The organism is Conyzicola lurida (assembly GCF_014204935.1).
In the GTDB taxonomy this organism is placed as follows: Bacteria; Actinomycetota; Actinomycetes; order Actinomycetales; family Microbacteriaceae; genus Conyzicola; species Conyzicola lurida.
Genome location: NZ_JACHMJ010000001.1, coordinates 821,997 through 848,392, shown reverse-complemented (window position 1 = coordinate 848,392; position 26,396 = coordinate 821,997). Strand labels below are relative to the sequence as shown.

General features: G+C 69.4%; 18 protein-coding genes and 1 tRNA gene. 9 read left to right on the top strand and 10 right to left on the bottom strand.

The features are described from left to right. The first annotated feature begins 96 nt into the window (after positions 1 to 96). The 4 genes from HD599_RS04090 (at position 97) to HD599_RS04075 (ending at position 5,256) form a co-directional block, all read left to right on the top strand. Complete coding sequence (locus HD599_RS04090; RefSeq protein WP_184233870.1) at positions 97 to 669, top strand: NADPH-dependent F420 reductase; 573 nt, start codon at positions 97 to 99, stop codon at positions 667 to 669. A gap of 78 nt (positions 670 to 747) precedes the next feature. Further along, positions 748 to 1,101 carry a Cd(II)/Pb(II)-sensing metalloregulatory transcriptional regulator CmtR gene (cmtR, locus tag HD599_RS04085; RefSeq protein WP_184233868.1) on the top strand — a complete coding sequence of 118 codons (354 nt, stop codon included), beginning with the start codon at positions 748 to 750 and terminating at the stop codon, positions 1,099 to 1,101. Continuing rightward, positions 1,098 to 1,775: a cation efflux transmembrane domain-containing protein gene (locus HD599_RS04080; protein WP_184233866.1), complete on the top strand. Its 678-nt coding sequence runs from the start codon at positions 1,098 to 1,100 to the stop codon at positions 1,773 to 1,775. The genes cmtR and HD599_RS04080 overlap by 4 nt, the downstream gene beginning before the upstream one ends. Before the next feature lie 193 nt (positions 1,776 to 1,968). Next, positions 1,969 to 5,256 (top strand): glycoside hydrolase family 3 C-terminal domain-containing protein, encoded by a 3,288-nt coding sequence (locus HD599_RS04075; RefSeq protein ID WP_184233864.1) that lies wholly within the window; start codon positions 1,969 to 1,971, stop codon positions 5,254 to 5,256. A 54-nt stretch (positions 5,257 to 5,310) separates the two neighbouring features. Here HD599_RS04075 and HD599_RS04070 read toward each other — a convergent pair whose 3' ends face one another. The 5 genes from HD599_RS04070 to HD599_RS04050 all read right to left on the bottom strand — a co-directional run bounded on the left by HD599_RS04070 (position 5,311) and on the right by HD599_RS04050 (position 12,112). Beyond that, positions 5,311 to 6,612: a glycoside hydrolase family 30 beta sandwich domain-containing protein gene (locus HD599_RS04070; RefSeq protein WP_184233862.1), complete on the bottom strand. Its 1,302-nt coding sequence runs from the start codon at positions 6,610 to 6,612 to the stop codon at positions 5,311 to 5,313. 409 nt (positions 6,613 to 7,021) lie between these two features. Beyond that, positions 7,022 to 7,095 (bottom strand) — tRNA-Met (locus tag HD599_RS04065). A 67-nt stretch (positions 7,096 to 7,162) separates the two neighbouring features. Further along, positions 7,163 to 7,996, bottom strand: a complete 834-nt coding sequence (locus tag HD599_RS04060) for a methyltransferase domain-containing protein (protein WP_184233860.1) — start codon at positions 7,994 to 7,996, stop codon at positions 7,163 to 7,165. Positions 7,997 to 8,000: 4 nt separating this feature from the next. Beyond that, positions 8,001 to 10,910, bottom strand: a complete 2,910-nt coding sequence (locus HD599_RS04055; RefSeq protein ID WP_184233858.1) for a UPF0182 family membrane protein — start codon at positions 10,908 to 10,910, stop codon at positions 8,001 to 8,003. A gap of 89 nt (positions 10,911 to 10,999) precedes the next feature. Next, positions 11,000 to 12,112 (bottom strand): PDZ domain-containing protein, encoded by a 1,113-nt coding sequence (locus HD599_RS04050; protein ID WP_184233856.1) that lies wholly within the window; start codon positions 12,110 to 12,112, stop codon positions 11,000 to 11,002. Between the two features lie 140 nt (positions 12,113 to 12,252). Here HD599_RS04050 and HD599_RS04045 point away from each other — a divergent pair, with 140 nt between their 5' ends. Both HD599_RS04045 and HD599_RS04040 read left to right on the top strand, forming a co-directional pair. Beyond that, positions 12,253 to 13,617, top strand: a complete 1,365-nt coding sequence (locus tag HD599_RS04045; RefSeq protein ID WP_184233854.1) for a zinc-dependent metalloprotease — start codon at positions 12,253 to 12,255, stop codon at positions 13,615 to 13,617. Positions 13,618 to 13,686: 69 nt separating this feature from the next. Further along, a complete protein-coding gene (locus tag HD599_RS04040) occupies positions 13,687 to 14,301 on the top strand; it encodes a hypothetical protein (protein WP_184233852.1) in 615 nt (204 codons plus the stop codon). A 175-nt stretch (positions 14,302 to 14,476) separates the two neighbouring features. Here the strand turns inward: HD599_RS04040 and HD599_RS04035 are convergent, their stop codons facing one another. Together HD599_RS04035 and nudC are read right to left on the bottom strand one after the other, a co-directional pair. Next, positions 14,477 to 16,210 carry an ATP-dependent helicase gene (locus tag HD599_RS04035; RefSeq protein WP_184233850.1) on the bottom strand — a complete coding sequence of 578 codons (1,734 nt, stop codon included), beginning with the start codon at positions 16,208 to 16,210 and terminating at the stop codon, positions 14,477 to 14,479. Continuing rightward, positions 16,207 to 17,136 (bottom strand): NAD(+) diphosphatase, encoded by a 930-nt coding sequence (gene nudC, locus HD599_RS04030; protein ID WP_184233848.1) that lies wholly within the window; start codon positions 17,134 to 17,136, stop codon positions 16,207 to 16,209. The genes HD599_RS04035 and nudC overlap by 4 nt, the downstream gene beginning before the upstream one ends. A 67-nt stretch (positions 17,137 to 17,203) precedes the next feature. On the opposite strand from nudC, the gene HD599_RS04025 reads away from it, so the two are divergent. After that, positions 17,204 to 18,202, top strand: a complete 999-nt coding sequence (locus HD599_RS04025) for a phosphotransferase (RefSeq protein WP_184233846.1) — start codon at positions 17,204 to 17,206, stop codon at positions 18,200 to 18,202. 311 nt (positions 18,203 to 18,513) lie between these two features. On the opposite strand, the gene HD599_RS18275 is transcribed toward HD599_RS04025, so the two are convergent. After that, the gene (locus tag HD599_RS18275; RefSeq protein WP_184233844.1) at positions 18,514 to 21,738 is read right to left on the bottom strand and encodes a UvrD-helicase domain-containing protein; all 3,225 of its coding nucleotides are present in this window, start codon (positions 21,736 to 21,738) and stop codon (positions 18,514 to 18,516) included. Continuing rightward, on the bottom strand, positions 21,735 to 24,914 hold the full coding sequence (locus HD599_RS18270; protein ID WP_184233842.1) for a PD-(D/E)XK nuclease family protein: 3,180 nt from the start codon (positions 24,912 to 24,914) through the stop codon (positions 21,735 to 21,737). Before HD599_RS18270 ends, HD599_RS18275 begins: the two co-directional genes overlap by 4 nt. Positions 24,915 to 25,045: 131 nt before the next feature. On the opposite strand from HD599_RS18270, the gene HD599_RS04010 reads away from it, so the two are divergent. Beyond that, positions 25,046 to 25,270, top strand: coding sequence for a DUF3107 family protein (locus tag HD599_RS04010; RefSeq protein WP_184233841.1), 225 nt, complete (start codon positions 25,046 to 25,048; stop codon positions 25,268 to 25,270). 2 nt (positions 25,271 to 25,272) lie between these two features. Then, the gene (locus tag HD599_RS04005) at positions 25,273 to 25,569 is read left to right on the top strand and encodes a hypothetical protein (protein WP_184233839.1); all 297 of its coding nucleotides are present in this window, start codon (positions 25,273 to 25,275) and stop codon (positions 25,567 to 25,569) included. A 50-nt stretch (positions 25,570 to 25,619) separates the two neighbouring features. Here the strand turns inward: HD599_RS04005 and HD599_RS04000 are convergent, their stop codons facing one another. Continuing rightward, positions 25,620 to 26,336 carry a ferritin-like fold-containing protein gene (locus HD599_RS04000; RefSeq protein WP_184233837.1) on the bottom strand — a complete coding sequence of 239 codons (717 nt, stop codon included), beginning with the start codon at positions 26,334 to 26,336 and terminating at the stop codon, positions 25,620 to 25,622. Positions 26,337 to 26,396: the final 60 nt, after the last annotated feature.

The following is a 26,396-nucleotide window of genomic DNA, read 5'->3' as shown; positions in this document are numbered from 1 at the left end:
TCGCTGTCAGAGAAATGGTTGTCGCAACAACTAAATGGGCGTAGGTTGCTCGTAGAACGAATTCCGGCCCTCCGGGCCCCAGACAAGGAGCATCACATGACCACCGTCACCATCTTCGGAACCGGCAACATGGGTAGCGCCATCGCGGGCGTCCTCGCCTCGGGCGGCGCCTCCGTCGACCACATCGGCACCGGCGCGACCGGCACCATCACCGGCGACGTCGTCGTCCTGGCCGTGCCGTACACCGCCCTCGCCGACATCGCGGCGAAGTACGCCGACCAGCTCGCGGGCAAGATCGTCGTCGAGACAACGAACCCTCTCGACTTCGCGACCTTCGACGGCCTCGTCGTTCCGACCGGCAGCTCCGCCACCGCCGAGCTCGCCGCCGCACTGCCCTCGAGCACGGTCCTGAAGGGGTTCAACACCACCTTCGCCGCGACCCTCGCCTCGAAGAAGGTCGGCGACCTCGCGACGACGGTGCTCATCGCGGGCGACGACGCCGCGGCGAAGGAGACCGTCGTGGGCCTCATCGAGGCCGGCGGAGTCCAGGCCATCGACGCCGGTTCGCTGTCGCGCGCGCACGAGCTCGAGGCCATCGGCTTCCTCCAGCTGACTCTCGCCGCCGGCGAGAAGATCAGCTGGACCGGCGGCTTCGGCATCGTCAAGTAGCCCCGTCACCGCACGTGGCCCCGCTCGTCGGAGCGGGGTCGCTGGTGGATGGGTCAGTGTACGCTGTATAGTCAGCGCATGCTGACCATTGCGAGCCGTCTCGATGTCATGAACCGCCTGGGCCGCGCCATGGCCGATCCCAACCGGTCGCGCATCCTGATGAGTCTTTTCGACGCCCCCGGGTATCCCGCGCAGTTGGCACGCGATCTCGGCCTCACCCGCACCAACGTGTCCAACCATCTGAGCTGCCTGCGCGGCTGCGGCATCGTCGCCGCGGTGCCCGAGGGCCGGCAAACGCGGTACGAGATCGCCGACCCGCACCTCACCCGCGCTCTCGCTTCGCTGGTCGACGTCGTGCTCGCCGTCGACGACGGGGAAGCCTGCACGGAGGAGAACTGCGACGTGCCGTTCTGCTGCGGGGACGCCGCGTGACCGCCACGGCTCTGCGCCCGCTCGGTGCCGAGCGCAAGACAACCCTCCAGCGCCGCATCCGCATCATCGTCGGGATCACGATCGCCTACAACGTGGTCGAGGCGATCGTCGCTCTCGCCGCGGGCAGTGTCGCCTCGTCGGCCGCGCTGATCGGGTTCGGCCTCGATTCGCTCGTCGAGGTTCTCTCCGCGGCGGCAGTCGCCTGGCAGTTCTCGGCGCCCGACCCCGAGAAGCGCGAGCGGGCAGCGCTGCGGGTCATCGCGTTCTCGTTCTTCGGCCTCGCCGCCTACGTCGTCGTCGACGCCGCCCTCTCGCTCTTCGGTCCGCGCGGAGCGGAACACAGCCCGGTCGGTATCGCGCTCGCGGCGGTGAGCCTCGCGGTCATGCCCGTCTTGAGCTGGTTCGAACGCCGCACCGGCAGGGAACTCGGCTCGGCCTCCGCAATCGCGGACTCGAAGCAGACCCTGATCTGCAGCTACCTGTCGGCGGCACTGCTCGTCGGACTGTTGCTCAACTCGCTGCTGGGCTGGGCGTGGGCGGACTCGGTCGCCGCACTGGTGATCGCCGTCTTCGCCGTGCGCGAGGGTCTCGAAGCGTGGCGGGGCGAGGCCTGCACGGTACCGGTCTCCGCTCTCACCGGCGAGCGCGAGGTCGAGGCCTGCGACTGCTGCTGACGTCGCGACCGCTGCACGAGCTGCCCGTTCATTAGGAGCGTCTCACACTTGTTGACACCGCTCGCGTCCAGTGACGAACTTGTTTCATTAGAAGCCCGTTGTGCAGGCATTACGACGTCGTTGCCCCGCAGACCGATCGCGATGCATTCCCGATAACACGTGCGGACCTCAACCTATTTTGAGGAGTCCAACAATGATGTTGCGTTCACGTCCCGGATACCGACGGGTCGGCATTTCGCTCGCGGCGGTCACCGCCGCCGCCCTTCTTCTCGCTTCGCCGGGCATTGTCTCGGCAGCGACCGACCCCGACGACCCGGTCGCTGGCGACGAGGTTTCGCTACAAGCCGCGGTGCCGTCGACCGGTTGGGAAGACAATCAAGAAGCCACTGACCGCGCTGCAGCGCTACTCGCCCAGATGACCCTCGAGGAGAAGGTCGACATGCTGCACGGCGAGCTCAACAACTACTACGGCTTCTACAACGCGCCGATCGAGCGGCTCGGGATCCCGGCGCTCACCATGGCCGACGGCCCCGCCGGTACCCGCATCGCCAATCCCGAGGTGAACGGCAAGCGTTCGACCGAGTTGCCCTCGCCGCTGCTCATGGCGGCGACATGGGATGAAGAACTGAGCGAGCAGTACGGCCAGCTCGCGGCGGAAGAGGCGTTCAGCAGCGGCCACAACGTGCTGCTCTCCCCCGCCGTCGACATCGCCCGCGTCGCCCTCGCGGGCCGTGCCTTCGAGGCGTTCGGCGAGGACCCGCTGCTCTCCGGCACGATGGGTGCCAACAACCTTCAGGGCATCCAGTCCCAGCCGGTGATCGGCGACGTCAAGCACTACAACGTCTACACCCAGGAGCAGAACCGCCTCGTCGGCGGCAACGCGGTCGTCGACGAGCGCACGCTTCAGGAGATCTACTCGCGCCCGTTCGACATCGGAGTGGAGAGCGGGCATCCGGGTTCGGCGATGTGCGCCTTCAACAAGGTGAACGGCCTCTACGCCTGCGAGAGTCCCGACATCCTGACGACGATCCTGAAGGAGCAGTTCGACTTCCAAGGCTGGGTGATGAGCGACTACGGTGCGACGCACAGCACCACCGCCGCGATCATGGCCGGTCTCGACCAGGAGATGCCGGGCAATTTCAGCCCCGATGAGCAGCCGGGAACCAGTTTCTTCGGCCAGCCGCTGATCGACGCCGTCAATGCCGGCGAGGTTCCGATCGCGCGTGTCGACGATGCCGTGACGCGCATTCTGCGCCCGATGTTCGCACTGGGCCTGTTCGACCAGCGTCCCGTGGTCCAGCCCCTGCCGGAGGCCGAGCACGGAGCGCAGGCACGTGAGTTCGCCGAACGGGGAATGGTGCTGCTCAAGAACGACGATCTCCTGCCGTTGGCCGGAGACGCCGCGTCGATCGCCGTGATCGGAGCGGATGCGGATGTCGCGGTGCAGGGCGGCGGCAGCTCGCAAGTGCTGCCGACCTACACGGTGAGCCCGCTGCAGGGCATCTCCGAGCGGGCCGGTGACGACGTCGCGGTGACGCACATCGCCGGCGCGGATCCCGTGACCGGTACCGCGCTCCTGCCCGGGCCCCAGCCGATTCCGTCCGACTACCTGACACCGTCGATCGGCGAGGGCCAGGGTCTCTACGCCGAGTACTTCGCAAACCAGGACTTCTCGGGAGAGCCGACCGAGGACCGGGTCGAACCGTACGTCGGCGTCAACGGCGGGTTCCTGCTCTACGAGGGCTTCAACTCGTCGTCCCCGCACTTCCCGCTCCAGACGGGCGCTCTCAACACCACCGACCTCTCGATCCGTTGGTCGGGTTCCCTGACGGCGCCCGTCGACGGCACCTACCAGCTGGCGCTGGTGTCGAAGGGAACGACCACCGTCTATCTCGACGATGAGGCGGTGTTCACCACCACCCCGTCGGGCACGGCCGAGATCCGCACGGTCGATATCCCGCTGGTCGCGGGCGAATCGCACACCCTGCGCGTCGAGTACGTCAACGACGTGCCGGCCGAGACCGACACCGGACCCGCGGTGAAGCTGGCGTGGACCGCACCGGAGGGCGTGGTCGCACCACAGGCCCAAGCGGCGGCCGATCTCGCCGCCGAGTCGGACATCGCCGTGGTGGTCGCCCGCGACTACTCCTCGGAGGGCTCCGACCGGCCGAGCCTCGACCTGCCGAACGGGCAGGACAGGCTGATCCAGCAGGTAGCGGCCGCGAACCCGCGCACGATCGTGGTGCTCACCTCCGGCGCGGCCGTGCAGACCAGCGAGTGGGACGGCAGTGTCCCCGCCGTGCTGCAGTCGTGGTACGGCGGACAGGAACAGGGCAACGCGATCGCCCGAATCCTGTTCGGCGACGTGAACCCGTCGGGCCGCCTGCCGATCACCATTCCGGTGGACGAAGCGAGCACCCCCGTGAGTTCGCCGGCCCAGTATCCCGGCACCGGCCTCGACCAGTCCTTCTCCGAGGGCATCTTCGTCGGGTACCGCGGCTACGAGCAGTTCGGCATCGAACCGCAGTACTCGTTCGGCCACGGCCTGTCGTACACGACGTACGACTACTCGCGGCTGCGGGTTCGCAGTGACGGCGTGGAGGCCGCCGCGGGCGAGGGGTACAGCGTCGATGTGCGGGTCGAGAATACGGGCGACGTCGCCGGCACCGAGACAGTCCAGGTGTACGCGGGACCGCTGCCGACCGACGCGGTCGAGACCGCTCCGAAGTCGCTCGCCGGCTGGGCACAGGTCGATCTCCAGCCCGGAGAACGGAAGCGGGTCCAGGTCTCACTCGATCCCGATTCGTTCTCCTACTGGGACGTCGACGCCGACACGTGGGTCACACCCGCGGGTGCGGTACCGCTCTACGTGGGGACTTCCTCGTCCGACATCCGGCTGACCGGCGAACTGCAGGCAGCCCCGACGCCCGTGGCGCCGGTCGCGACAACGCTGCCGGCCATCACGGGCGACCCCACGGTCGGCAAGCGGCTGCGGGCCGACACCGGCGTGTGGGATCAGGAGTCGCTCGACTTCTCCTACCAGTGGCTGCGCGACGGCGAGCCGATCCCCGGCGCCGACGACGACCGCTACCGCGTGCAGGAGGCCGACCGGGGCGCGCAGCTCAGCGTCCAGGTCACCGCGACGCCCGAGATCGGGCCCGCGGGCGTCGCGGCCAGCGAGCCCGTGACGGTGAGGACCGATGCCGAGGTGACGGTCACCCCCGACCCGGCGCGCGGTGACACCGACACCGAGTTCACGGTGACCGTCACGGTGGCGCCCCGTCAGGAGGGGGTCGTCGCCGAAGGCACAGTGACCCTCCGGGTCGACAGCCAGCGGTTCATCGGGACCCTCGCCAATGGCACGGTCGACATCCCGATCGGTGAGCAAGACCGAGGCACACACCGCATCAGGGTGACGTACTCGGGCAGCGACCTGGTGGAGCCGGCGAAGGGCTCGGCGTCGATCCGGGTCACCCGGTAGCCAGAGAGGAGAGGCGGCGGCGGGAGCGAATCCCGCCGCCGCCTTTCTGGTAGTTCAGGATGCCGCGGCCGGCGCCATCACGACCGTGACCAGCGACCTCCCCGGAAGCCTGACGGTCGCCTCGGTCTCGCCCGCGACCACCCGCGTCTCCCGGGCCTCTGTCGCATCGTTGAATACGAGCGTGACGATCGAGCCGTCCGGCGTCCGGAACGCCGTATGGCTGAGCGGGGACCCGGCGTCTCCCGCGGTGTTCACCGCCGTCGACCCCGGCGGGACGAATCTCGCGGCGTGGGCGAGCACGTAGTACTCGGCGTTCCGCGAGAACCCGCCGTCTGTTCCGGCGGTGACGACCCCGGTGCAGGTCTCGCACCCGCCGATATGAGGCCCGCCCGCGGCATCCAGCACCACATTCCACGTGAGAACGGTGCTGGCCCAGTTGCCGAGGGATCCGATCAGCAGCGTCCGGGACTGGAAACCGAACGTGTCGGAGAAGATCTTCTCCGGGCTGTCTCCCTCGGCGTGCGAGCCCGAGCACTCGGTCACGTGGACGGATGCCGCGGGGAACTCGTCGTAGAGCGCCGACTGCCGCGTGGGTTCGCCGGCGTAGCAGTGGTAGGCGACACCGGCGACCCACTGCGCCGCGCCGCTGCGGAGCACCTCCGCCGGGTAGTCGGTCGCCGCTCCGTCCGCGGCGTCCGCGGGGTGCAGCGACCAGTTGTGGTCGTAGGCGAGGATGCGGGCGTCGGGCGCACGCTCCTCGAGCAGCGGGCCGAGCTCCTCGATCAGCCGCACCTGGTCGGCGACGGGCATGTCGGTGCCCGGATAGCCGTCGGGGTACCGGGCCTGGGGCTCGTTCTGCACCGTGAGGTAGTCGATCGGCACGCCGGCCGCGGCGGACTCCTCGACCGCACGGACGAGATACTCCGCATAGGCCGAGTAGGCCCGGTCGTCGTCGCGGAGCCGGCCGCCGTCCAGACGCCCCGAATCTTTCAACCACGCGGGCGGGCTCCACGGCGAGGCGACGATCCGCAACTCCGGCGAGATGTCGAGAATCTCCCGCAGAACGGGGCGAAGCTCGTCATCGTCGGCCGACGTGCTGAAGCGCTCGAGATCCCAGTCTTCCTCCCCCGCCGGGAGGTCGTCGTAGGTGTACGCCGGCTCCGCGACGAAGTCCGAGCCGCCCAGCGGCACCCGGATCACCGACAAGCGGGTCGGACCGTCGGGCGCGAACAGCTCGTGCAGCAGATCGGACCGTGCGGCAGCCGGCATCTCGGTCAACAGCCGGGCGGACGAATGGGTGAGGGCGGCGCCGAATCCCTCGACGGTCTGCCGAGCGCTGTCTGTGTCTATGGTCACGACGTCCTCTGCGTCGCCATCCGTGACGACGGGGAGCTCAGCCAGCAGATGATCCCTGTCCGCCGTCGTCACCCATGCCTGCACCCGGGATCGCGGCGGATTTCGGTCTGAATCGTCCGACGGCGTGCAGCCCGCGACACACAGCACCGCCAGGGCGGCTGCCGTGACGCAGACGAGCCGGTTCGGTGATCGCGCCAGCCGGGGGCGGTTGGCGAGGAGAGTTCTCACGGGGGCCTGAGCTTCCCTAGGTGGGGCGCGGCGAGTCGGGCAGCCGGCGACGCCGCGGTGGTCGTCCCATCGTCGCCGACGGGCGTCCCGCGCGGCAAGCCCGTGCCGATCCTGCCTATGACCGAGGGCCGCCGGTTAAAGCAAGAAGTCCCGGTCACAAGTGACCGGGACTTCTTCTCTGTTGCGGGGACAGGATTTGAACCTGCGACCTCTGGGTTATGAGCCCAGCGAGCTACCGAACTGCTCCACCCCGCGCTGCAAGATCAACAGTAGCACGGTATTCGGGAGGCCCTCACCACCGTGCGTCAGGCGGACGGTTTGCTCAGTCCCAGACTGAGCGCGAGCGGCATCCATTTGGTATCCGGCCACCGGAACAGCCGATCGTCCGTGGGCTCGAGCGAGCCGAACATCTTCCACGGAATCTCGTAGTGCTCGTGGAGGAAGTCCAGGCGGAGCCCGTCGCGAGCAGAGCCGTGACGGTCTCGCTCAGCGGGTGGGGCCACTCGTACGTGCGGGTGTTGGTCAGACCGGCATCCTCGACGGCGTAGTCCTGGTCGTCCTCGATCACGTCGGCGACACCGTCGGTCTCGTAGGCGTACTGCAGGGTCGGCAGTTCGTTCTCGCCGCCGTCGAGCGTCCAGGCGGCGGGATGGCCGTCGGCGAAATACAGCCGTCCGCCGGGCTTGAGATACCACTCGACGATGCGCGCCCACTCGGCGACGTCGGGCAGCCAGCCGATGGTGCCCCAGGTCGTGTAGACGATGTCGAAGGATTCCGGCTCCGGCAGGGTGTGCCGCGCGTCGTAGATGTTCGCATTCACGAACCGGGCGCGGTCGGCGAGACCGACCTCGGTCGCGAGCGCCCGGGCCTGCACGACGGCCGGCTTCGAGAAGTCGATGCCGACCACCGTCGCGCCGCGCTGGGCGAGTACGAGGCTGTCGGCACCGAAGTGGCACTGCAGGTGCAGTATCCGCTTGCCCTCGAGTCCCTCCGGGAAGTAGTCCGCGAGCTCGCGCTCCTCGATCGGGTAGAGCGCGCCGTGACCCGCGCGCAGGGCCGACTGGTCGTAGAACTCGCTCGCCACGTGCAGTGGGACGCGTTCGTCCCACTGCGCGCGGTTGGCGTCGAGCCAGTCGCCTGAACCGAGGTCGACCACGGTGCTACTCGCCGCTGGCGGCGAGTGCTGCGGTCAGCGCGGCGGTGAGGCGGTTGTCCGCCTCGGCTGCGGCGACGAGGTCGTTCGAGGCGTAGGCCGCTTCGCGGTCGTCGAGCGCGTCCTTGGCGTCGGCCAGAGCCTCGGCCAGCGCGGTCTCGTCGACGGTGCCGGTGGCGGGCTCCTCGGTGTCGGGCACGTCCGTGTCCGGCACGTCGGTGTCGGGCACCTCGGTGCTCGGGTCGGGGTCGACGACGGTTCCGCCGTCACCGGCAGCCGCTCCGGAGTCGCCGCCGAACAGCGCGTCGAGCGCCTCGTCGAGGGTGTCCTCGAAGGCGATCTGGTCGCCGAAGCCGACGAGCACCTTGCGCAGCAGCGGGTAGCTCGTGCCACTCGTCGACTGCACGTAGACCGGCTGCACGTAGAGCAGTCCCCCGCCGACCGGGACGGTCAGCAGGTTGCCCTGGATCGCTTCGGTATCACCGCGCGACAGCAGCGCGAGCTGGCTCGCCACCTCGGTGTCGGAGTTGAAGCTGTTCTGCACCTGCCCGGGGCCGGGCACGGTATCCCCGCTCGGCAGTGTGAGCAGCGTGAGTTTGCCGTAGTCCTCCCCGACGTCGGAGTTCACGGCGAGGTACCCGCTCAGCACGCTCGAGGTGGACGTGGACGACGCACGCGGGATGAACGTGGAGTACAGCGTGAACGCGGGAGCGTCGGTGCCGGGAACCTTCATCGTGAGGTAGTACGGCGGCTGCAGTGTGGGGCTCGCGGCCGGCGACGTCGGGTCGTTCGGGGTGACCCACTGGTCGTTGCCCGAGAAGAAGGTGTTGGCGTCGGTCACATGGTACGAACCGAGGATGGCGCGCTGCACCTTGAACAGGTCGGACGGGTAGCGCACGTGGTCGAGCAGCTCGGCGTCCATGTCGTCGGCCGAGAGCAGCGTCGACGGGAAGATCTTCTGCCAGGTCTGCAGGATCGGGTCTTCCGTGTCCCACGCGTAGAGCTTCACTTCACCGCTGTACGCGTCGACCGTGGCCTTGACCGAGTTGCGGATGTAGTTGAGGTTGTCCACCGCGTAGGGCAGCGCCTGCGTGTTGGTGTCGACGATCGTGTCGCTCAGCGTCTCGACCTGCGAGTACGGGTAGTTCTCGCTGGTCGTGTACGCGTCGACGATCCAGACGATCCGGCCGTCCACCACTGCGGGGTACGTGTCGGTGTCGGGGGTCAGGTACGGCGCGACCTTGGAGACACGCTCGATCGGGTCGCGGTCGTAGAGGATCTGCGACTCCGACGTGACGGCGTTCGAGAGGAAGATCTGCTCCGACTGGAACTTGATCGCGTAGACGAGCTTGTTGAACACGTTGTCGAGCTTGGGGCCGCCGTCACCGTCGAAGGTGGTGGTGGCGCTCGACGCGCTGTTCTCCTCGTCGCCCGACGGGTAGTCGAGTTCGATCGCGGTGGATCCCTCGGGTGCGCCCACGACGGAGTAGGTCGGCGACGACTCGCCGAAGTACACGCGGGGCTCGTCGATGTTCAGCGCGCCGGTCGACGGGATGCCGGACTGGAGGAACACGGGCTGGCCGTCGGTCGTGCGCTGGTTGCCGTAGGCGGCGACCACGCCGTAGCCGTGGGTGTAGACGAACGCGTTGGAGTACGGCGTCTGCGAGTCGCCGAGGCCCTCCTGATCCAGTTCGCGGACCGCGATCACCGTGTCCTGTACGGTGCCGTCGATCTCGTAGCGGTCGACGTCGAGGTTCGGGGAGAACTGGTAGTACTGGCGCACGCGCTCGAGCTGGGCGAACGAGTTCGACACCAGGGCGGGGTCGATGATGCGGATGTTCGCGGTCGTCTCGGCGTCGGCGCGCAGTGCGCCCGCCTCGGCGTCGGTGGTCGCGTTGTAGGACTGCTCGGTCACCTCGTCGACGCCGTAGGCGTCACGGGTGGCTTCGATGCTGCGGTCGATGTAGTCGGCCTCGAGGCTGCGCGAGCTCGGCTCGACCTGGAAGCGCTGCACGATCCACGGGTAGATGCCGCCGAGCACGATGCCGCTGATCAGCAGCAGCGCGGTGCCGATGATCGGCAGGCGCCAGCGCTTGATGACGGCGGTCACGATGAAGAGGATGGCGACGACGGCGGCGATGCCGGCGAGGATGGCGCGGCCGGGGATCGTCGCGTTGGCCTCGGTGTAGCCGGCACCGGTCTGCAGGTATCCGGCGCTCGGCGAGGTCAGGGTCGTGTACTGGTCGAGCCAGATGCTCACGGCCTGCAGGGCGACGTAGATCGCGAGGGTGACCGCGATCTGGATGCGCGCCGACTTGGAGATGCGCACCTCGCGCCCGGAGACGCGGATGGCGCCGTACAGGTAAGTCGTGGCGAGCGCCGCGATACCGGCGATCAGCACGATTGCCGACGCGTACGCGACGACGCCGCGGAAGAACGGAAGCTCGAAGATGTAGAACGACACGTCGAGGCCGAACTGCGGGTCGGTCTCGCCGAAGGGGGTGCGGTTGAAGTACTGCAGGACGACGGGCCAGCGGGTGGCCGCGGAGACGCCGGCGAAGAGGCCGAGGACCGCGGGAATGCCGAACATCGCGAGGCGGCGCAGCGGCTCGATGACCTGCTGGTAGCGGTCGAGCTGCGAGTTGAGCTTGGCGTACACGGGGCGCGATCGGAAAGCGATCTCGATGCTGACCCAGACGGGGACTGCCATCGCGACGAATCCGACGAGGAACATCACGGCGGTCGCGATCCACTGGGTGGTCAGGACGCTCAAGAACCCGAGCTGGTCGAACCAGAGTACGTCGGTGTAGAGCCCTGCCACGATGAAGAAGATCACCACCAGAACGGCGACGATCGCGGCGGTGATCGCGAGGGTGACCCTCGTCTTACTGGCGGGTGGGTTTGCTGTGGAAGTCAAGCGACTGCTCCTGGCCTTAGTGGTCGGTCACGGTCATCTTAACGGGGCGGACTGCGAGTCCGCCCACAGCTGTCACATTGGTTGACAGGCTATTCCGCGGTACAGGTGGGCAGGTCATCGGTGGAGGCGCCGGTGGACAGCGCGTCGAGCACCGCCATGGAATCGGAGAGTTCGCCGACGGCGAAGACCGTCAGCCCGTCGGGGACGTGCCCGACGACTTCGTCGCAGTTGGACGCCGGAGCGAGGAAGTAGTCCGCGCCCGCCCGCACGGCGCCGTACATCTTCTGCCGGATACCGCCGATCGCCCCGATGACGCCCTCGCCGGTGATGGTGCCCGTGCCCGCGACATCCTGACCGCCCGTGAGCTCGCCGGGCGTCAACTTGTCGATGATGCCCAGTGCGAACATCTGGCCCGCGCTCGGACCCCCGACCTTCTCGAGCTGGATCGTGACGTCGATCGGGAAGTCGAAGTCGCCCTGGACCGTGATTCCGAGGATGGCGGTGGGCGTCGACGCCTCGCTCATGACCGGGGTGATCTCGAAGGTCTTCTCGTCGCCGTCCCGGGTCACCACGACCGTCGCCGGGCTGTCGACGCCGTTCGCGGCGATGGTGGACTGCAGGCCGGTGACGTCGGTGAAGGTCTCTCCGTTGACGCTGACGATCGTGTCGCCCGCCTCGAGCGAACCGTCGGCGGGGCTGCCCTCGTTGACGCCGGCGACGGAGAGGTTGGTGGTGAAGTCGTAGTCGAGGTCGGTAAGCGCCGCGGCGACGGCCTCCTGCTGCGAGTTCTGCATCGCGATCTGGCTCTGCTCGTTCGACTGTTCCACAGTCACGCCCACGGGGTAGACGTTGTCGATCGGAACGACGGCCTTGCTCGTGTCGAACCACGCGGTGGCGACCTGGAACCAGTTGAGCGGGGTCTCGCGGCTGCCGCTGATCGAGACGGTAAGCATGTTGAGCGATCCGCTGGTGGGATACGTCTCGGCGTCGGCGATGTCGATGAGCGGAACGGTGTCGCCGCCGACCTCGACGTCGCCCAACACGTCGAAGACCGGTCCGGGCTGCTCGATCACGTACGGCGCGGGCACGAGCGCCACGACGACCGTCACGGCGAGGGAGACTCCGAGAAGAGACCAGCCGACGGTGGACGCGCGGGAGCGCCTTCTGGCAGCGGGCAGGTCTGAATTGGCGAAGAGCGCCACGGTAATCCTTGTTGTTCGAAGCGGGAAACGCCGCTGGCGCGGCGAGCCGGGGAGAGTGTTCGCCACGGGCGCACAGCCAGTCGGTTCAGCCTAGGCGAAAACCCAGCCCCGCCAACCGTGCAGCGGCTAGCGTAGTTTGCATGGCTGAAGATTCGCGGGAAGAGCCCGATGAGGAGTTCCGTGAGATGCTGCGCGCGTTTCTCGCGGGGAACACCGACCTAGACCCGAGCAAACTGGCCAGCGCGGCCGGTCTGCCCAACGACCCCGAGCTGGTCGCCCAGCTCATCGCGCAGTTGCAGAGTGCGATGCAGTCGAGCGGCGACGGCATCAACTGGGGCCTCGCACTCGACCAGGCGAAATCGCTCGCCTCGCGGTCGACGGTGGTGTCGCTTCCCGCCGAACGCTCGCAGATCGAGCAGGCGTTCCACGTCGCGTCGCTCTGGCTCGCCGAGGCCACCGACATCTCCGAACTGACCTCGCAGCCGCGGCTGATGAGCCGCACCGAGTGGGTCACCGAGACCATGCCGGTCTGGATCCAGCTCTCCGAACCCGTCGCGACGAGCATCGCCGACTCGCTCACCAGCGTGCTGCGCGACCAGGCACCGGAAGAGATGACCGACATGATCGCCGGCGCGAGCCAGCTCATGCGCAACGTCGGCGGCACCCTGTTCGCGATGCAGCTCGGCCAGGTCGTCGGGCAGCTCTCGAGCGAGGTCGTCTCCGGCGGCGACATCGGCATCCCGCTGCTCGGGGCGATCAGCGCGTCCGAGCACGGCGAATCCGACCAGTTCGCGGCGATGATCCCGCAGAACGTCGCGGCTTTCGCGACCGGTCTCGACGTGCCGGTCGACCAGGTGCAGCTCTACCTCGCGGTGCGCGAGCTCGCCCACGCCCGTCTGTTCCGCCACGCGAAGTGGCTGCGGCTGCAACTCATGACCTCGATCACCGAGTTCGCCCACGGCATCCGCATCGATACCGACCGGCTCGAGGAGCTCGCCTCCGATTTCGACCCGTCGAACCCCGAAGAGCTGCGCGCTGCGATGACGAGCGGTGCGCTGATCCCGCCGAAGTCCGAGGAGCAGCTGGCCGCACTCGGCCGCCTCGAGACCATGCTCGCCCTGATCGAGGGCTGGGTCGACGTCGTTACCGCCCAGGCCACCTCGCGCCTCCCCTCCAGCGTCGCGATCGCGGAGACCGTGCGTCGCCGCCGCGCGTCGGGCGGCCCCGCCGAGTCCGCGTTCTCCACGCTCGTCGGTCTCGAATTGCGACCGCGCCGGCTGCGCGAGGCGGCCGCGATGTGGCAGGCCGTGTCCGACGCCGTGGGCGCCGAGGCGCGGGACGCCCTGTGGTCGCACCCCGACCTGGTGCCCACCGCCGAGGACATCACCGACCCGACGGCGCTCGTCGCCCGCCTCACCGCGGGGACCCCGGCGCCCGACGACATCGACCAGGCGATCGAAGACCTGCTCAACGACGACACGAGCGAGCGGCCGACCGAGCAGTAGCGCACCCGCTTTCCAGTGGGCTGTGGATAGATTGCGCGCGGTGTCGACGCCCCGTGCCATCCTCTCGGCATGGTTCTCACAATCGACCCGCGATACCCGCTCGTCTGGCGGTCACCCACGAGCCTGCAGTTCGGTGTTGCCGCGCCGGTCGTCGTGCTCGGCGACGTGACCTCGGCCGACGAGCGCATGATCGCGGCACTCACCGTGGGCGTCACCGAGCCCGGTCTCACGATGATCGCGCACGCCGCGGGCGCGGACGATTCGGCCGTCGAGACCCTGCTCGACCAGCTCGCGCCGGCGCTCGCGCCACGGACCGCCGCTCCCCCGTGGTCCGTGACAGTGGTGGGCGGCGGGCCCACCGTCGCGCGCATCGCCGACGTGCTGCGCGCGGCCGGCCTCACCGTGACGGTGGTGACGGCGGAGGAGGCCGCGACCCAGTCACGGTGCGACCTCGCCATCGCGGTCGGCCACTTCGTGCTCGCGCCCGAGCTTCACGGGCTGTGGTTGCGGCGCGACATCCCGCACCTGCCCGTGCTGTTCACCGACACCACCGTCGAGATCGGGCCGGTCGTCGAACCGGGGTCGGGCCCCTGTCTGTACTGCCTGCAGCGCTACCGCACCGACGCGGATGCCGCGTGGCCGGCGATCTCGGCGCAGCTATGGGGACGCCACGGCGCGACGTAGACACCGCTCGAATCGATCGAGGTCGCCGCGACCGTGAGCCGCCTGGCTCTCGCCCGGCTGACGGCCGGGAAGGCGTCATCCGCCCACGTGTCGACGACCATCGCGGCCGACTCGGGTGCCGTCTCGACGACGGCCTGGCTGCCCCACCCGGGGTGCGGCTGTCAGAACGACGAGGTCAGCGCTGCAGTTCGGCGAGAAAGCGACTCGCCTGACGCTGGCCGGGACGGAACGAGCCGCCGGAGTTCGACCCGGTCGCCGCCCACGACAGGCTCAGCTTCCGCCGTGCCCGCGTGATGCCGACGTAGAGCAGGCGGCGCTCCTCGTCGACGGCCTCGTCGGTCTTGGCGTAGGTGATCGGCACGAGACCCTCGCTGAGGCCGACGAGGTGCACCGACTCCCACTCGAGGCCCTTGGCCGAGTGCAGGGTGGCGATGGTCACGGCAGAGAGAGTCGGTTCGTGCTGCGCGGCCTGTCGCTCGAACAGGTCGTCGACGAAGTCCTTGAGGGTGGTGCCGGCGGGTGTCTGCTCGGCCAGTCCCATCAGGGCGTTGAGCGATTCCCAGCGGTCGCGCACGGCGCCGCGGGCCTCGGGGGCCTCCTGCGTCCAGCCGAGCGAGCGCAGCACGTCGCTCACCGTTTTGAACAGCGGTTCTCCGACGATCGAGACCGAGGCGCCCTTGAACATCATCAGCGCCTCCTTGATCTCGCGCAGTTCGAAGAAACGGGTCGCGCCGCGCACCAGGTACGGCACGCCGAGAGTGTTGAGCGCCGCCTCGATCGCGGCCGCCTGCACGTTGATGCGGAACAGGATCGCGATGTCCTCGGGTTTGGTGCCGCCGGCGATCTCGTCGGCGACTGCCTTTGCCACAGCGCGCGCTTCGCTCGTGTCGCTGTCGAACCCGTCGACCAGCGGCGGGCGGGCGGCCGCGGGCGACACGACGGTGTCGCCGGTCTCGGGCGGCGAATGCAGGGTGAGCGCGCCCGGGCGGCCCTTCATCAGGCGGTTGGCGGCCTCGATGATGCCGGGGGTGGACCGGTAGTTCTGCTCCAGCCGCACCACGGTCGCGTCGTCGTAGGCGCTCGCGAATCCGAGCAGGTACTCGGGCGTCGCCCCGGCGAACGAGTAGATCGTCTGGCTGGCGTCGCCGACGACGCACAGGTCGTTGCGCTCCCCCATCCACAGTTTGACCAGGTCGTGCTGCAGGGGCGAGACGTCCTGGTATTCGTCGATGACGAAGAAGCGGTACTGCTCCCGCACCTGCTGCGCCACCCGCGCCTCGGTCTCGATCATGCCGGCGGTGGCCAGCAGCACGTCTTCGAAGTCGAGCTGGCGGCGTTCGTCCTTGAGGTTCTCGTAGGCCTGCTGCAGGGCGACGGCCTTGTCGATCGTCAGTGCCGGGGGCAGATTCCGGGATGCCGCGGCGGCACCGTACTGCTCGATGCTGAGTCTCGACACCTTGCGCCACTCGATCTCGGCCGCGGTGTCGCGCAGGGTCGGGGTGTCGAGCTTGAGGCGGATCGTCTCGGCGGCCTGCGCGAGCAGACGGGCCTTGCTGTCGATGAGCCGGGGCATCGTGCCGCCGACCACCTGCGGCCAGAAGAAGTTCAGCTGCGCGAGCGCGGACGCGTGGAAGGTGCGCGCCGAGACTCCGGCCGCCCCGAGGTGGCGCAGCCGGGAGCGTAGCTCGCCCGCGGCGCGGCTCGTGAAGGTGAGTGCCATGACGCGCCCGGGAGGGTAGACGCCGGTCGCCACACCGTAGGCGATGCGGTGGGTGATGGCGCGGGTCTTGCCCGTCCCGGCACCGGCGAGGAGGCAGACCGGGCCGAGCAGGGTTTCGGCGGCGACGCGCTGCTGGTCGTCGAGGCCGGCGAGCAGGCTCTCCGCGCTGCGGATCTCGGTCTGGCTCATACGGCGCCGTCGTCGATCGGGCCGCCGAACCACCGTTCGATGATCGAGCGGGCGATGGAGGTGGGCCCGGGCAGAAGGATGTCGCCGAGCTGATCACGGAGCTCGTCGCGGCTGAACCAGCGCAGCTCGAGGATCTCGTTGCCGTCGGGCGTGAGGTCGGCCTCGATCGACGGGTCGAGCCGCGCGGTGAAGCCGAGCATGAGCGAGGCGGGGAACGGCCACGGCTGGCTGCCCAGATAGACGGGGTCGACCACGTGGAGCCCCGACTCCTCGAAGATCTCGCGGATGACGGCGGCCTCGAGCGACTCCCCCGGCTCGACGAAACCGGCGAGCAGCGAGAACCGGTTGCTCTCCCAGAGCGCGTTCGAACCGAGCAGCAGGCGGTCGTCGGCGTCGGTGATGCCGACGATGATCGCCGAGTCGGTGCGCGGGTAGAGCTCGGCGCCCGTGGTCGGGTCGATGCGCACCCACCCGGCCTTGCCCGGAATGGTCGGCACGCCGGTGCGCGGCGAGAACAGGTGGGACTCGTGCCAGTTGACGATCGCGAGGGCCTCGGTGAACAGCCCGGTGTCGCGGTCGCTCAGCACGCTGCCGAGTTTGCGCAGATTGCCCCAGTCCGACTCGGCGAGGTGCCCGGCGTCGGCGAGCACCGCGGCGAGGATCGGGGTACCGACGGGCTCGGGACTGGTCGTCGACGTGGAACGGCCGAGGTAGACGAGCAGTTCGGCCGGCGGCACCGCCGACACGGGGACGAGCGCGAGGCTCGTCGGGCTCGACAGCAGCGCGGTGCCCTGGAACATCGGGAGGAGTCTCGTCGCAGGGTCCGCGAGGAGTTCGGCGACGACATCCGGACGTTCTCTCGTCAGGTAGTCGCGGTCGACCTCGAATCGAGACAGTGGAAGTCGCGAGAGGAAAGAATCTGGCATGCTGCGACCCATCAGAAGTGCGTGGCGTTCGGGGAAACCGGGGCACTGGCGATCTACCCTGTTGGGTATGGCCAGATCCCACCTCACTCTAGCCGCGCTCGCGACCTCTGCCGTCGACGGCCTCGACCTCGTGGAGACCTCGAGCTTCGGCTCTGCGCTGCACAACGAGTTCGACTCCGCCCTGCTGACCGCCCGTGACGGTCGCCACCTCATCATCCGCGTCCCCCGCAACGAGCGCGCCGAAGTCGAGCAGTCGGCCGATCTGGTCGCCCTGCGCGCCATCAGCAACGGCGTGCGCACTCGCCTGCCGTTCGCGGTCTCGCAGTACGTCGGCCAGGTGCCTGTCTCGGGCACCCGCGCCATCATCTACGAGTTCGTCTACGGCACCAAGGTCGGCCTGAGCCGTCTCGACGCCGGGCCGAACGGTCTCGCAGCGTCCATCGGGTCGGGCATCGCCGCCGTGCACAACCTGCCGACCAGCTTCGTCACCGACGCGGGCCTGCCCATGCTCTCCTCCGGCGAGGCGCTGCGTGCCTCCGTCTCGGTGATGGACCGCGCCGGCGCCACCGGCCTGGTGCCGCCGCAGCTGCTCAGCCGCTGGGAACGCGCCACCGAAGACAGCAAGCTCTGGCAGTTCCAGCCCACCGTGATCAACAACGCGCTGAGCGCCGACTCCTTCCTCTCGTCCGACGGAATCGTCACCGGACTGCTCGGCTGGCAGGAACTGCGCGTCGGCGACCCCGCCCGCGACCTCGCCTGGCTGCTCGGTGCCCCCGAAGCCGTCGCCGACAGCGCGTTCGACGCGTACCAGTCGGTCCGCGGCTCGGGCGACCGCCACGTACGCCAGCGCGCCAAGCTCTACGCGGAGCTGGAGATCGCCAAGTGGCTGCTGCACGGCACCGACACGAGAAGCACCGAGATCGTGGATGACGCTGTCGAGATGCTCAGCGCGCTGGTCGACTCGACGCTCAACGACGTGATGAACCCGCTCAACCCGCAGACCATGGAGGTCATGGCGGTCGACGAGGTCGAGGCGCTGCTCGACCGCACCGAGCGCGCGGTCTAGCCCTCGCCACCCCCGGTCCCTGAGCCTGTCGAAGGGCCAGCACCCGGTTCAGTCACACTGCCGGTCTCTGAGCCTGTCGAAGGGCCAGCTACCTCAGTCACAGAGAGCCCGGGCAGATCCCCCAGCCGCCCGTTGATCAACGCCAGCTTTTTTGCGCGACTCCAGCCCTGAACCTGCTTCTCGCGCAAGAATGCCTGCTCGATGCTGTCGATGTGTTCGGCGAAGCGAATCTTCACCGGTGGATGCTTGCGCGTGTAATTCTGACCGGTTGGGCGCTTCGACAGGCTCAGCGACCGGGCGCTTCGACAGGCTCAGCGACCGAAGCTGGCGCGCCAGAGGGCGATCAGCTCGGCCTCGTCGAAGATGCGCTCGGGCGTGACCACTGTGTCGTCGGCCACGAAGTAGAACACGGCGTCGATGAGCTGCGGGTCGATGCCTTTCCAGCGCGCGTAGGCGAGTCGGTAGAGCGCGAGTTGCAGTTGCTTGCGCTCGAGGTCGGCGGCATCCTTCGGAGCCTTGCCGGTCTTCCAGTCGACCACCTCGTACCGTTCGCCGTCGAAATAGACGGCGTCGATCTTGCAGATGACGACGCGGCCGTCGAATGGCAGGTGGATCTCGCGTTCGACGTCGATCGGCTTGCGGCCGGCCCACGCCGAGCGGGCGAAGGTGTCTTGCAGGCGCACGAGTTCGGCATCGCTGGTGATCTCGCCGTCGAGGCCGCCGTCGTCGAGTTCCAGCGCGAAGGCGTCGAGCTCCTCGCCCGTGCCGCCGACGCCGTAGCGTTCCTCGACCCAGGCGTGGAAGAGCGTACCGATCTGGGTCGCCTTGTACGGGCGCTCGGGCATGGGGCGGCGCAGCGACGAGGCGACGGCCGCCGGGTCGGTGACGAAGTCCTTGAACCGCGAGGCGGACACGCGCGCTGGCACCGGCACGAGCTCGTTCGCGCCGAGTCGCTGCTCGCGTTCGCGCAGCAGCAGGGTGAGGTCGTCGGCCCATTTGCCGGGCAGGTCGTCGTCGGCCGGTTCGCGGTCGAGCACGGCCCGCACGGCGGCGGCTCCCGCTTCCACCCGGCCGCGGCGCACGCCGAGCGGGTCGACCGGCCAGAGCAGCAGCTCGGGTTCGGTACCGAGCGGGTTCTCCTCGTGCTCGCTCTCGGTCGGCAGCTCGCCGATCACGCCGGACGCCTCGAGGTCGAGCAGGAACTCGCTCGGGCTGCGCGGCTTCGACTGCTTCGACCAGAACGAGCCGCTCAACAGCAGCGAGTGCCGCGCGCGGGTGACGGCGACGTAGGCGAGCCGGCGTTCCTCCAGCCGGTGCCGCGTCTCGAGGTCAAGCTTGAACTGTTTGCGGTTGTCGTCGAATTCCTTCTGGGTCTCGATGCCCCGCCAGCGCAGCAGCGGCAGCTCGCTCGCGTCACCGCGGAATTCGTACGGCAGAGCGCCGAGTGACAGCCAGCCGTTGTAGCCGTCTTTCGCGGCGCCGGGCAGCTCGCCCTCCACGAGGCGGGGCACCGCGACGATGTCCCACTCGAGCCCCTTCGACCCGTGGATCGTCAGCAGCTGGACCGTGCCCGGTTCGGGGTCCTCGGGCCGAGGCCCGAGGCTGTCGCGCCACTCGGCGACGCTCAACCAGGAGAGGAACCCGCCGAGCGAGGCGCGGTCGTCGCTGGAGAGGTAGCCGCCGAGCGCGTCGAAGAACGCCTCGAGGTTCGCGTTGCCGAGAGGCAGCCGGTCGTTCGCGGCGACCTCGATGTCGAGCATCAGCTCCTGCTCGACGAGCGTGACGAAGTCGACGAGCTCGAGGTTGGCGCGCGAGCGCAGCCGCGCGAAGGTGGCCCCCGCGTCGCGCAGCCGGTCGAGGCCTGCCTCGCTGAAGTTCTTCAGCGCGCCGTGCTCCCGGCGGGTGTGCGCAATGAAGTCGAGCGCCTCCACGATCGAACCGCCCTCGGCCTCGGCGACGGAGGCACGCATCGCCTCGCGCAGGTCGTCGGCGAGCGGCTGCTGGGCGTAGTCGCGGTCGCGCAACCACGACGCGAGCCGGCTGAGGGCGTTGACGTCTTGCACGCCCAGGCGCCAGCGCGACCCGGTGAGCAGCCGGATCAGCTGCGACCCGGCCGTCGGGTCATTGACCACCCAGAGCGCGCTCACGAGGTCGACGATCTCGGGTTCCTGCAGCAGGCCGCCGATTCCGAGCACGTGGTACGGCACCCCGGCGTCGTCGAGCGCGGCCGTGAACACCGACATCGTCGACCGTGTGCGCATGAGCATCGCGGCCGTGCGCTGCGTGCCCTTCTTCGACGGCACGGCGAGTTGCGCCTTGAGCCAGGCCGCGGTGGCCGCCGCCTCGTCGGTCACGGTCTCCTCGAAGACGACGGAGAGGTCTTCGTCGGACGCGGCCGGGCTCGCGGTGAGTGACCCGACCTCGACGGTGGTGACGAGGTTGAGCTTCTCGACGAGGGCGTTCGCCGACGCGAGGATCGCGTGGCCGTTGCGCCAGCTCGTGGACAGGTCGAACTTCGCGACCGAGCCGGGCGCGCTGCTGAAGTCGGCGGGGAAACCGCCGAGGTTCGCGGCACTCGCGCCGCGCCATCCGTAAATCGACTGGTGGGGGTCGCCGACCGCCATCACCGCGTGGTCGCGGAACAGCCGTCGCAGCAGACGGGTCTGCACGACCGAGGTGTCCTGGTACTCGTCGAGCAGCACGACGGCGAAACGGGTGCGCAGCTCTTCGGCGATTTTCGGCACGCGCTCGGTCGCCGTGAGGGCGAGCGCTACCTGGTCGGAGTACTCGACGAGGCCGCGGTTCGCCTTGGCGGCGGCGAACGCGTCGGCGAGGTCGAGCAGCACCGGAAGACCCTGCACCGCCTCGATCGCCTTGCGCACCTCGGGGTAGCGTGCGTTCGAGCGTCCGCCGTAGGGCAGCTCCAGCACCGACCCGAGCTCGCCGACCATGCGCCGCACGTCGTCGGAGTCGCGCTCGATCTCGCTGAGCTCGTGGTTCAGGTTGATGACCGCCTTGGTCACCACGTCGACGCTCTTGTCGAGGTCGGCGAGCCGTTCGTCGTGGCTCGCGACCACGATCGAGCGGGCGAGCTGCCAGCTGGATGCCTCGCTCAGGACGGCCGCGTCGCTCTCGCGCCCGATGAGGGCGGCGTTGTCGCGGTAGATCGAATTGGCGAACGAGTTGTAGGTCGCCACGGTGGGGGCGTCGAAGACGTCGTAGTCGTCGCCGACGAGTCCGGCCGCCGCGAGCTGTTCGATGCGTTCCCGGATGCGCGTGGCGAGTTCGCCTGCCGCCTTGCGGGTGAAGGTGAGGCCGAGCACCTCGCTCGGCTGCACCATGCCGTTGGCGAGCAGATAGAGCACGCGGTTGGCCATGGTCTCGGTCTTGCCGCTGCCCGCGCCCGCGATGACGAGTGCCGGCGCCAGGTCGGCCTCGATCACGGCCTGCTGCTGCGGCGTGGGCGGATCGCCGTCGATCGCCGCCGCGATCTCGAGCGCGCTCACCCGCGCGCCCACCTGAAGGTCGATGCTCACGCGGTCACCGCCTTCACGAGGTGGATGCGGTACTTGGGGTCGTTGCCCGGCCCGTACGCGTCGAGGTTGAGCACACCGGCGAACTCGGCCGCCGCCATGCCGATCGCGGCCAGCTCGATGCGGGCGCGCAGTTCGTCGAGCTCGGAACCCACGAGCGGACCCTGCACGGCCTCGCGGTAGAGCTTGCCGCCCTTGCCCGACGCGACGTAGAGCAGCTTCGCTCCCCCGGCCTTATGCCCCTCGGGCAGTTCTTCGAGCACGCCGTGGTCGTAGGCCAGCTGGTAGGCGCCGAGCTGCGCGTTGGCGTCGATCTTGGCCTGGTTGGTCTCGGCCCGGCCGGTCTTGAGGTCGACGATGACGATCGACCCGTCGTCGTGCTTCTCGACCCGGTCGATCTTGCCGTTGAGCTTTGCGCGTCCGACGACGACGCTGAACGACGGTTCGGCCGCGACCAGTTCTTTGCCCGCGCCGCGGAAGTCGGTGAGGTACTCCGACAGCCCCGCGGTCAACACCCGCACCGCGCGCCGCTGCTTCTCGGCGAGCCAGGGCGACTCGAAGAGCAGTTCGCTCCAGCGTGACTCGACCGCCGCCCAGAGCGCCTCGACCGACGGGTCGGTGGCCGTCTCCATCGCCCAGTGGACGATGGTGCCGATGCCCATCGCGGTGCTCGACTGCGAGCCGCTCATCACGTCGATGAACCAGTTGAGCGGGCTCGCCTCGAACGCCTCGAGTTTGGACGGCGAGACGCCGACGGTCACCTCGGGGTCGTCGAGGTCGTGCAGCGGGCCGGTGGTCGACGGTTCGAGCAGTCCGTGCCACTCCGCGGGGTCGGCACCGGGCACGCGGGCCCGGGCCAGGCGCGCGAGGGAGGCCGCGGCATCCGCCCGGTCTGCCGTCGCGAACGCGGCCGGGATGTCGGGCCGCGGGCGCACGAGTTCGCGCCGCAGCCGCCCCGTGACTCCGCGCAGCGATAGCGGGTGCCACTCGGTCGCGTCGAGTTCTTCGCCGATGCCCGGCGGCACGAGCCCGAACAGCACCGACGCCGCCTCGTCCTCGTTGGCGACGGCGGTGAGGATCACCTGCGTGGTCGCGCGCGACACGGCGAGCGCGAACATGCGCAGTTCGTCGCCGAGCACCTGCTTGCGGTCGTCGGCCGCCGAGGCGCCGTCGTCGTCGCGCGCGACGAGTTGACCCGTGGATGCCGCGACCAGATCTTGCGGATAGAGCAGCGAGCCGCGGATGCGCAGGTTGGGCCACACGCCGTCTTGCAGCCCCGCGACGGCGACGACGTCGAACTCCAGGCCGACGGCTCCGGAGGGGGTGGTGACGAGCACCGACTCGTCGTTGGTCTGCGGGGCGAGGGTGTCTTCGGGGACCTCGGCTCCGAGCAGGTCGTCGATGAACAGCCGGGGCCCGTCGTTCGGGCGGCGCTCGGCGAAGCGGCGGGCGGCGGTGAACAGGGCCATCACGCCGTCGAGGTTGCGGTTGGCGTCGGCCGCGGTGAGCCCGGTGCCGAGCGCCTGCTCGAACCAGACCTTGGCGAGACCCGAGCGCTCCCAGACCAGCCAGAGCAGTTGCTCGATCGACCCGTTGTCGGCGGCGAGCTCGGCGGTCGCAGCGAGGGTCTGGGCGATGCGGTCGGCGTTGCGACCGATGCGGTGGTCGATCGTGGCGAAACGGCCCGGCGCACTCAGCGCCTCGACGAGCAGCTCGTCGCTGCCGCGGTTGCCGCCGCCGTCGAGCTCCTCGGCGCGCAACGCCACCCGCAGGCGGCGCAGGGCGAGCCGGTCGAAGCCGCCGAACGGGCCGAGCATGATCTCGGTGGCGAGGGCCGGGGAGAGTTCGGTGCGGCCCAGCCCGACGTCGACAACGGTCAGCAGCGCACGGGCGGCCTGGTCGTCGCGCAGCGCCGTGCCGCCGGCGAGGGTACGCGTGGGCACCTCGGCGAGCGCGAGCGCCCGGCTGATCGGGCGGATCAGCGATCCGGTGCGCACCACGACCGCCATGCGGCCGAACGGCACGCCTCGCAGCAGGTGGTGCTGGCGGAACAGCCGCGCGATCGCGGCGACCTCGCGTGCCGGCGTAGCCGCGCGCACCGTGACGACGGGCTGCTCGTACGACGGGCCTCCCGCGACCGCGGCGTGCTGACGCCCCGCGGCGGCCGTACCGATGCGGTCCGTGACCGCGCTGGTGAGGGCACGCAGCTCGGTGCCCTGCCGGTGGGCCGTCGAGAGGATGAAGGTGCGCAGCCCCGGGAGCCCGAGTCGCGTGGACAGGGTTCCCAGCGCGTCGCGTTCGCCACTGCGGAAGGCGTTGGTCGCGACATCCGGATCGCCGAAGGCAACGACGGCGACGCCACGGGCGACGAAGGCGCGCAGCATACCGATGGTGGCCTCGGTGGTCTCCTGCAGGTCGTCGACGACGACGAGCCGCAGCCGGCCGAGCTTGTCGCCGATGCCGCCGTCGTTCGTCGCGGGGTCGAGCGCCGCCGTGGCGAACGCCATCAGCTCGGCGGCGTCGAGCGAGTTGTGCTGCAGGGAGCCGAGCACGCGCAGGTATTCGTCGACGAAGTCGGCGGCCGCGGTCCACTCCTCGTGGCCGTGCCGCGCGCCCAGTTCGCGCAACCGGTCGGGCGTCACGCCGAACTCGGTGGAGCGCATGATGAGCTCGCGCAGTTCGGTACGGAATCCCTGCAGTTGGCGCACCTCGGGCGCGAGGATCGGCGGCCACGCCGGCCCCGTGCCCTCCTCGATGTGGCCGAGCAGCAGTTCTTTGATGAGCTGGTCCTGGTCCCCGCCAGTGAGCAGCTTGGGACGGTCGGCACCGGACACGGTCGCCGCGTGCTGCACGAGCTCGAAGGCGATGGAGTTGGTGGTGCGGGCGATCGGCCCGTTGGTGGCGACGCCGAGGCGCACCGCCAGGGTGTCGCGCAACCGGGTCGCCGAGGCACGGTTGGGAGTCAGCACGACGAGTTCGTCGGCCGTCCAGCCACGGCCCAGCACCCGGTCGGCCACCAGTTCGATCATGGTGGTCGTCTTGCCCGTGCCCGGGGCCCCGATGACCGCGGCCGATTCGCCGTCGGGGAGCCCGAGAACAGCGCGTTGGGAGTCGTCGAGAGCCGCGACGACGGGGACGGCACCGCGCGTCGTCGCTGCTTGGAATCCGCGGATGGTCACGGCCTCAACGGTACCGGCAGGCACCGACACGGCCGTCGAGCACCGCCGCGGTTCGCGCCGTCGGTGCCGCCCGGTTCTGCCGCGGGCGAACGTGTCGGCCACGCGACCGGCGGGTGTCGTAATCTTGGCTCGTGGACATTCGCATCGGTATTACCAACAGCCCCCGTGAGATCAACTTCGAGTCGTCGCAGACGGCGAGCGAGGTGGAGACCATCATCGCGACCGCGCTCGAGTCGGAGAGCAAGTTCATCAAGCTCGTCGACAGCAAGGGCAAGCTCTACATCGTCCCCGTCGCCAACCTGGGCTACGTCGAGGTCGGTTCCGAGTCGACCCGCCGCGTCGGGTTCGTGGCCTAACCATGGAGCTGCTCTTCGTCGTGCTGATCGCAGCCGGCGTGGGTTTCATCCTCCCCTACGTGCTGAAGGGCCGCGAGACCTACGGGATCGTGCTCCCCGCGGCCGTGGCCGCCGCGGTCTCGTCCGTCGTCTGGGTGGGTCTGCTCTGGCTGGGCTTCACCTTCGATGGCGGCTGGATCTGGCTGATCAGCCTCGTCCTCGGCTCGCTCGCGGCACTGGCTGTCGCGCTCATCGTGCCGCCCCGCCGCTACGCTTCCGACCGCACGCTGCTGACCAAGCTGTCGGGCGGGCGCGCCTGACCTGTCGTTCCAAGAACCCCGTCGGCCCGGCCGGCGGGGTTTTTGCCTGCCTACGCGGTAAGGCCGAGGCCGTCCATGCGCCGCGTGTGCGAGGCGATCAGTTCGGTGAACACCGGCTCGATACGCTCTTCGTCCGACAGGCTGTTCGCGCTCGACGCGAGCGTCGAGCGGGCGATCAGCATGGTGTCGCCGACGAGGCGGCGGCCCCACATGGCCAGTCGTGACGCGAGCTTCTCGTCGTCGTCGATGACGCCGCGGATCTCCTCGGCGAGGAGGTCGGATCCCGAGTCTGCGCGCAGCACCGTGGTGACGCGCGTCGCGTAGTCGGCGGGCAGGCCGGCAGCGAGGCGCACGAAGAAGTCGTCGAGGAATCCGGCGGTGATGTGGCAGGCGACGAGCTCTTCGCTCCAGTCGCCTCCCCGGGTCGTGGCCTGGAACGCGTCGATGTCGGCGGTGAACGGCTCCATCACGGCCCCCGGCTCCTCGCCGTGGCGGCGGATCTCGGCGGTGAGCCCGTGGTGCTTCGCGAGCGAGAGTGCGGCGACGCGGGCGAGCAGCTCTTTCGCGTCGGTCGTGGGCGCGGAGGCGATGGCGGAACCGAGGTTCTCGAAGATCGTCAGCTGCAGGTACGCGGCCTTGCCGAGGAAGGTCAGCAGGTCGGGGGTGAGCTCGACGAGGTCCACCTTGGTCGTCGGTTCGGACTCAGACCGGGGACGAAGACGCGGGACTTCGACGCGCTTGCCCTTGCGCGAAAACCAATTGACCACGACCCCAGCTTACGGGGCGCCGGCGCCCGCACTGCGCGGCTGAGCCGCTTTCGCAGGCTG